This window comes from Vibrio sp. 1401 (assembly GCF_033340295.1).
The window spans coordinates 1-606 of record NZ_JAWOWF010000548.1 but is presented as its reverse complement, the minus strand read 5'-3'; the positions used below and the strand labels follow the sequence as shown (position 1 = coordinate 606).

The 606-nt window shown below is 48.5% G+C and carries 1 protein-coding gene; it reads right to left on the bottom strand.

The features are described from left to right. The coding region (locus R7Z77_RS26755) for a tryptophanase (protein ID WP_318137225.1) at positions 1-606 on the bottom strand (606 nt) is incomplete at both ends.

Genomic DNA, 606 nt, shown 5'->3' with positions numbered 1-606 from the left:
GCTAAAGCCTCCATATCGCGCCCAGCCATGCCGCCATAAGTGACAAAACCTTCCATAGGAACGCAGCGCGTTTGCACCGCTTGGAACAACTCTTGATGATCACGAATACAACACATGCCACCAATGTTCACCATTGGATCTTTCTTGGCAGACATCGTGAGCATATCGCCGTATTGATACATTTCACGAATGATTTCCAAAATCGACTTGTCAGCGTAGCCTTCTTCACGCTGTTTGATGAAATAAGCATTCTCACAATAGCGAGCCGAGTCAATCACCACTGGGATATCGTATTTGGTGGCAATTTCGTACACGCTGCGCATGTTTTCCATCGATACCGGTTGCCCACCCGAGCTGTTACACGTCACTGTCGTGATGATGGCACAGATGTTCTTCGAGCCATGCTCTTCAATCGTTTCTACCAGTTTGTTGAGGTCGAAGTTACCTTTCCAATCGTAAGGCGTCGTGGTATCGAACGCTTCTTCCGTCACAACGTTGATAGCCTTACCGCCGTTGAGCTCAATATGCCCCGCAGTAGTATCAAAGTGATAGTTCGAGATGAACACCGGCGTTTCACCGCCACGTACTTGGCGCATACGTTCAATC